7 protein-coding genes and 1 riboswitch are annotated in these 6213 nt (G+C 35.3%); of the genes, 1 reads left to right on the forward strand and 6 read right to left on the reverse strand.

Features of this window, described 5'->3' with window-relative positions; all coding sequences use genetic code 11:
- Positions 1 to 62: 62 nt before the first annotated feature.
- Genes T408_RS0108855 through T408_RS0108865 form a run of 3 tightly spaced genes read right to left on the reverse strand, consistent with a single transcriptional unit; the run spans position 63 to position 1967 of the window.
- A complete protein-coding gene (locus tag T408_RS0108855; protein WP_028119603.1) occupies positions 63 to 818 on the reverse strand; it encodes a phospholipase D-like domain-containing protein in 756 nt (251 codons plus the stop codon).
- A gap of 48 nt (positions 819 to 866) precedes the next feature.
- Positions 867 to 1415 (reverse strand): hypothetical protein, encoded by a 549-nt coding sequence (locus T408_RS0108860; RefSeq protein WP_028119604.1) that lies wholly within the window; start codon positions 1413 to 1415, stop codon positions 867 to 869.
- A gap of 15 nt (positions 1416 to 1430) precedes the next feature.
- Complete coding sequence (locus T408_RS0108865) at positions 1431 to 1967, reverse strand: hypothetical protein (RefSeq protein ID WP_328285597.1); 537 nt, start codon at positions 1965 to 1967, stop codon at positions 1431 to 1433.
- Positions 1968 to 2162: 195 nt separating this feature from the next.
- A riboswitch (SAM riboswitch) is annotated at positions 2163 to 2261 on the forward strand.
- Between the two features lie 70 nt (positions 2262 to 2331).
- Between T408_RS0108865 and T408_RS0108870 the strand changes: the two genes are divergently transcribed.
- Positions 2332 to 2649 (forward strand): hypothetical protein, encoded by a 318-nt coding sequence (locus T408_RS0108870; RefSeq protein WP_028119606.1) that lies wholly within the window; start codon positions 2332 to 2334, stop codon positions 2647 to 2649.
- 62 nt (positions 2650 to 2711) lie between these two features.
- On the opposite strand, the gene T408_RS0108875 is transcribed toward T408_RS0108870, so the two are convergent.
- The 3 genes from T408_RS0108875 to T408_RS0108885 all read right to left on the reverse strand — a co-directional run.
- The gene (locus tag T408_RS0108875; RefSeq protein WP_028119607.1) at positions 2712 to 4280 is read right to left on the reverse strand and encodes a recombinase family protein; all 1569 of its coding nucleotides are present in this window, start codon (positions 4278 to 4280) and stop codon (positions 2712 to 2714) included.
- Positions 4277 to 4687, reverse strand: coding sequence for a hypothetical protein (locus tag T408_RS0108880; protein ID WP_028119608.1), 411 nt, complete (start codon positions 4685 to 4687; stop codon positions 4277 to 4279). Before T408_RS0108880 ends, T408_RS0108875 begins: the two co-directional genes overlap by 4 nt.
- Positions 4687 to 6213 (reverse strand): recombinase family protein (locus tag T408_RS0108885; RefSeq protein ID WP_028119609.1); only part of this gene is annotated, 1527 nt, incomplete at its 5' end. The genes T408_RS0108885 and T408_RS0108880, both read right to left, overlap by 1 nt.

Below are 6213 nucleotides of genomic sequence, written 5' to 3' on the forward strand. Positions count from 1 at the left end.
ACATGTGTTGTGGTTAAGGTATTAATGCAATATGGTATGTGGAATATGGCTTTTAGCTGTGATTATATACCCACTTTATAAAGTTTCATAAATTCTTCAGCAAAGTTTGTCACTAATTTACGGTCCAAGGCTGTCGCGAGAGTTTCTTTATTAAAATTCGCTGCTTTTGACCAATTATATGAGCCGTGCATTACATAGTCGAGGTCAATTATACAGAACTTATCATGCATCCTGTTATTACCATAATACCCGAACTTTTTTATAACCTTCAAATCAAAACCATTCAGTTTTAATTGAGTAATCATATTCGCATTAGATTCTTCTTCAGAAATAATTAAACGAACATTCAACCCTTGCTCTTTTTTTACAAGTAACTCTCTGTAAATCATATCGTTACTAAACCAAGCAACCGCGGCCCAAATCATAAATTTTGCATCCCTTATACCTTGTATTATTGTATCTTCTATTTCATCAAAATAAACTTCATGTTCTGTAAATTCTTCTGGAGAATCTATAACCATCGGTTTTATTTCTACTCTTTGTAAAGCAAACTCATCAGATTCCTCATAAATATAATCAAAAAGTTGATTAATCTCTTTCCTTAAAGAATTCGCATCATTTAATAAGGGAACCGGCACTCTAAGCTCTATTATTTCCCAATGTTGATAAGAACGTGTTGCAAATGCAAATTGAGGAACAAAATTTATTTTACCTCTTGTGAGTATTTTCAGTAGACTATCCCTGTAGCCTGTCTCTTTGTATGTGTTATCATATTTCAATACATCAAATAACGTTTTTTTAAATGCATTAGCATCCATTAGATTTTCTCCAGTCTTTTAAGCATTCCCGATACATTTATATAACGACTATTCATTTGATTTAATCTTTAATTTTTCTGATAGATAAGGGCGAACGCTTCCCATAATTAACGCTTTTACCTTTCTATCTTGTTTTTCTGAAAGTGGCGACCTTTTATTAAACATGTCAATCAAAAACTGATAGTCTCTTTCTGGATCATAAGAATTATATTGATTCGGTATAAAACATCCATCCTCGTACAGATACTCAATTAACTTTCTAGAAAATAAATCTGAAGAAAACTGAATATAATTACTGTCTCTAAATTCAGAAAGTAATCTGTAAAGTTGTTGGTATATGTCAGTTGATTCTTTAAGGTCCCTTCTTCCAAATTTATTGATACAACTGCTTCCTATAGGCTTCAATTTATTCCCATTATAATTATTGGTAATTGTAAAGAGGTACTTTATATTTTCTTTACCGCAGATACAGCGAGACTCTACTTCTTCATCCAATTCACAATCAACGATAGACCATTCATTCACCGCTTCTTCCCAAATGTCTGAAACTGAATTATTCATTACTTCGGTTATCAAATTAAATCCATAGTCAGCCATATATATTTCTCCTCATTAGTATTTTATTGGAAAGTACTCTTTTCCCAGTTGCCAAATATAACGATCGATATCTTTAAGACCAAATTGCTCCAAGTTGTAATACCATCTAAATTCTTCAACTACTTCTTTGAATCTAGGATCCTCTCTCAAATCTTGACTAGTGAATTTACTAAATTTATCTTTTCTCTTAAAATGCATGATTACCTTTTCAACATAACTATCAAAAATCGGATATTCATTTGGATAGTGATGACTACAATATTTCGTTGCAAAGGAATAAAAATTCTTTACTTTTCCATCATTATATTCTACCAATGCAATTTCGTTAACAAGAGTATCATCACCTAATTTAAGTCTTTCATCTATATTTAAACTCAAAATATTTTTGGCCACTGGGAATATAGAGAAGATATTAGTACTATAAAAATCATTGAGACTCGACGCTTTAATGAGGATATCACTAATATCTTTATTTTCTGGGTAAGTTTCAAAGAACAACTTATTTAAACTTTCTTCCTGTAAAACATAGTTTTCCATTGAATCCCACGACATTAAATATTTTTCTACTTCATCTATAGTCGGTGTCGGTAATTGAAACTCCAATTAAAGGCTCCTTTCCAAAAATTGAACATCTTAGATTACATATACTATACCAGATTAATAAGTGCTCTTCTTGCAAAACAATACAAAAAATAGTTTGTTCTAAAAGAAAAGTTATGGTATATTTTAGCTACAATTAAAAATCACAACTTATCCAGAGCAAGCAGAGGGAATTGGCCCAACGAAGCTTCAGCAACCTACCGATCGGCAAGGTGCTAAATCCAACTCGCAAGAGATAGATGAGTCGAACCCAGTTATTGGCACGACGAATCTCGTTGTGCTTTTTTGATTGAATAAATAACGAGGAGTGGTTATATTGTTACCAAATAGAAACGTTAGTTTACAAGAATTCATGGGGAAATTAGATGCTCTAGATGTCACACCGCACTTAAGGTTTCGCCGTACTCAATCTGGAGATCCTGACGAGCATGATTGGATATTTTTAGTGTGTCGACAAGAACCTAAACGTGGAAGCCATATTGGAAGAACATGCACTTGCTGCAATGATAATTCAACTATTAATGATTATGAGAGCTTTAAGGAAAGTATGAGCGAGGAGCACTACAATTCTATCTTAGATTTATTATTTGATTTTACTTACACTGACGTAGATTATAAAGCTTCAAGAAATTAATTTGATTGAAAATAAAGAGAGTCACAGCACCATGCTTCTCATGCACAGTGCCTTAACTCTCTTTATTGTTTTACCTCAATCAATTCACCGGTTTTTAATTCAACTTCTACATAGTCGTCGTGGATGATTACTTTGTTAACTAGCCGTGTTACTAGACTTTCTTCATACTCATCGATATCAGCGTGAGCTGACTTCAAGAATGCTTTAATGTCCGCTAGACGCTTCCGCTTTTCTTCTCGACTAGCATTTTCTACTAAAATGTCTTGCTTTACTTTTCGCATGGCTTCGAGTTCATCAACGATTCGGTCATGCTCCTCATCACTCAGTCTTTCTAACAACATTTTTTGGAGTTGATGCAGTTCATCCTCGATATCATCAAGAGGTTCATCATATTTTTCATCTAGTACATCTCGAACAATAGCTTCAATATTTTGGATAGCTTTGCTCTTATCTGTCATAAACTGATTTATCGCCTCAATGATTATGTGATGCAACTCATCTTCATTTATTGTTCTTGATTCACACTCACACAGCTTTTCTACTCTTGTCGCGCACCGCCAAACATAAGTCTTTTGTCCCTTGTATGTCCAGGTGATGCGTCTATAAATATCGTCGCATTTACCACATTTTGTAATACCTGATAATGCGTACTTTCCTTGATAGAGGCGTTTCTTTTTCTTCTTCCCTGAGTAGAGATTACTTCTTCTTGCTTTCTCTTTTTGAGCTAAGTTATAAATTTCTTTAGAGACAATCGCTTCATGGTTATCTTCAATATAATATTGAGGAACGCTGCCATCATTAGGTACTCTTTTCTTAGTTAAGCAATCAACCGTGTAAGTTTTCTGCAACAAGGCATCTCCCATGTATTTCTCATTAGCGATAATTCGATTGATATCGTTACTCGTCCATTTCAAAATTCCTGTAGCAGTCGGCACTTTATCTTCCATTAACTCTCTTGCAATGATGCCCGTTCCTTTTCCTTCTAGGTATTCTTTAAATATCCGCTTAACAATCCACGATTGTTTAGGATTAATAATTAATTTGCCTTCGTCATCGACGGTATATCCTAAGAATTTTTTATGGTTGATAAATACTTGCCCCTCTTGATATCTGTACTGAAGGCCCATCTTGATATTCTTACTAATGGATTCACTTTCTTGCTGCGCGAGAGATGCCATAATAGTAATGAGTACCTCACCTGTAGAATCTAAAGTGTTGATATTTTCCTTTTCAAAATATACTGCTACACTTTTTTCTTTCAACTGTCGAATGTAATTCAAACAGTCAACCGTGTTTCTAGCAAACCGCGAGATGGACTTGGTAATAATTAAGTCTATGTTCCCTTCCATGCATTCATCAATCATTCGATTAAACTCTCGACGATTCTTAGTATTTGTTCCTGTAATTCCTTCATCGGCAAAAATATCAACCAACTGCCATTCAGGATTCTTGCTAATATAATTAGTGTAGTGATTTACTTGGGTGGTAAAACTCCCGGATTGTTCTTCACTTTCAGTCGATACTCGACAATATGCCGCGACCTTCAGCTTGGTGTTTTCTTCCCCAAGTTCATCACTCTTAACTTTTCTTCTTGCTGGAATGTAGGTTAATTTTACTTTGTTTTGGCTCATTCAATCACCTCAATTAACTGATAATACTGTTCTGCTTCATCCCAGGGATTCATCTGGCTCACTTTGTTGCTTTTCCACTCAAAAGAAGTTTGTATAATCATTACACTTTCTCTCGGTTCAAAGTTTCTTCCGAGTTGATCCCGTCGCTTGCTTCTTTCCTCTTGAGCTTGTTGGTATATTTCTTTTGGAATAATCTGAGGGTAACTTTTAGTGCCTGTATAAATTTTATGCTGGAGGATACGTCCAAGGGAGCCATGATGCTTAAGGATTCCAGCTTTCGTTCCTGCTGTTTTTATCGCATCCCCTAATAAGTAATTCTGGTATAAGTTCCTTATCTGCTCTGCTTCAATGTCATTCACTTCTATTTTTCCGTCGACCATTCGATAGCCAAAATAGATGCGGGCCATTATATTCTCACCTTCTCTCTTAACCGTAGTCCACAAGTTAATTCAAACACAACTGAATCTCGACTGAACACATGTATTTTTTCTACGAATTGCTCTAGTAGGGTCGCATCATAACAATCAAAGTATTCTCTTCTATTAACAACCTCATAAAGTTCTTTCAACGCTTGAAGTTGATAACTATATTGGTGCTCTTGGGTTTCGATACGACGCAATTGTGCTAGTAGTTTTTTCTTCTCCTGCTGTAACGCTGTTTCTTCTTTATGATAGAAAGTAATATCAACCGTTTTCGAGTTCAACAGTTTTGATAGTGTATAAAGCTTATCTTGAATTTCTTTTAATTCCATTTCTAAGTCCTTTTGGCTATTACTAGCTTCAGAATCAGATGTCTCTAACTTTTTAATAGTATCTTGAATAATCTCCTTTCGTCCAAACACTAATTTGTTTAATAGCGTAACAAAGGCTTCTTCCAGATGCAGTTCTTTAATGAACTTAATGCCGCACGACTCAGCACCCATTAAATGATTGGAACATGTCCAGGCTATATAGCTTTGGTCATTAGTATAGTGAGTGCGCCGTATAAAACTCACACCACAATTCTGACATTGAATCCGACTCGTGAGGGGATACCTGTTAGTATAGACTGTCGTATCTTTATTACATATTCGTTCCTTGCGCTCGTCTAGCAAAGTTTGAACTTGATTGAATACTTCTCGAGAAATAATACTTTCATGACTTCCTTCGATATAAAGCAAATCAACATCGTAGTCATTCCAATGTCTCTGGTAATTCTCATCCGTGAAGGTTTTCTGAAATAAAGCATCCCCTATGTATCGCTCATTCTTTAATATATAGAGAACAGAATTATCTCGCCACTGTCTGCCTTTTTCAAGGTCGATTCCCATCTCATTCAATCGTCCCGCAATCACATAAGCCCCGTCCCCTGATAAATACCAATTGAAGATATCTCGAACTATGTTTGCTTTCTCCTCGTTAATAATCAGTTGGCCTTCATTAAGGTCATATCCAAACGGTGCAACAGAATGTCTGAATGTACCATTTTCAACTCGTTTCTTAAAAGACCATTTACTATTTTCAGAGATTGATTTCGATTCACTTTCTGCTAATGCACTCAACATCGACAGTAATAATTCACCGTCCATCTGCTGAGTGTTTAAGTTTTCTTTATCAAAGTGAATGGCGATACCCAACGTACTTAATTCTCGAACAGCTTCCAGGCACTCAGTTAAATTTCTAGCAAAGCGAGAAATAGACTTTGTTAGCACCAAGTCAATTTTTCCGTTACGACAATCATCTAATAAATGCTGAATGCCTTGTCTGTTCTGCATGCTTGTTCCTGAAATACCTTCGTCGGCATAAATTCCCACAGGTTCCCAGTCACGACGCTGTTTAAACAGTTCTTGATAATGCCTTTCTTGAGCATCAAAAGACTCAGTTTGCGCATCCATTGCAGTTGAGACACGTATATAAGCTGCCACTCTCTTCTTCCTCTTTTTATTTACTTTATT

Origin of the sequence: Hutsoniella sourekii ATCC 700629 (assembly GCF_000518205.1) — a bacterium.
GTDB lineage: Bacteria > Bacillota > Bacilli > Lactobacillales > Aerococcaceae > Hutsoniella > Hutsoniella sourekii.

Coding starts and splice junctions, on each gene's coding strand:
- T408_RS0108855 (WP_028119603.1), bottom strand. CDS start 818: ATGGATGCTAATGCATTTAAAAAAACGTTATTTGATGTATTGAAATAT.
- T408_RS0108880 (WP_028119608.1), bottom strand. CDS start 4,687: ATGGCCCGCATCTATTTTGGCTATCGAATGGTCGACGGAAAAATAGAA.
- T408_RS0108875 (WP_028119607.1), bottom strand. CDS start 4,280: ATGAGCCAAAACAAAGTAAAATTAACCTACATTCCAGCAAGAAGAAAA.
- T408_RS0108865 (WP_328285597.1), bottom strand. CDS start 1,967: ATGTCGTGGGATTCAATGGAAAACTATGTTTTACAGGAAGAAAGTTTA.
- T408_RS0108860 (WP_028119604.1), bottom strand. CDS start 1,415: ATGGCTGACTATGGATTTAATTTGATAACCGAAGTAATGAATAATTCA.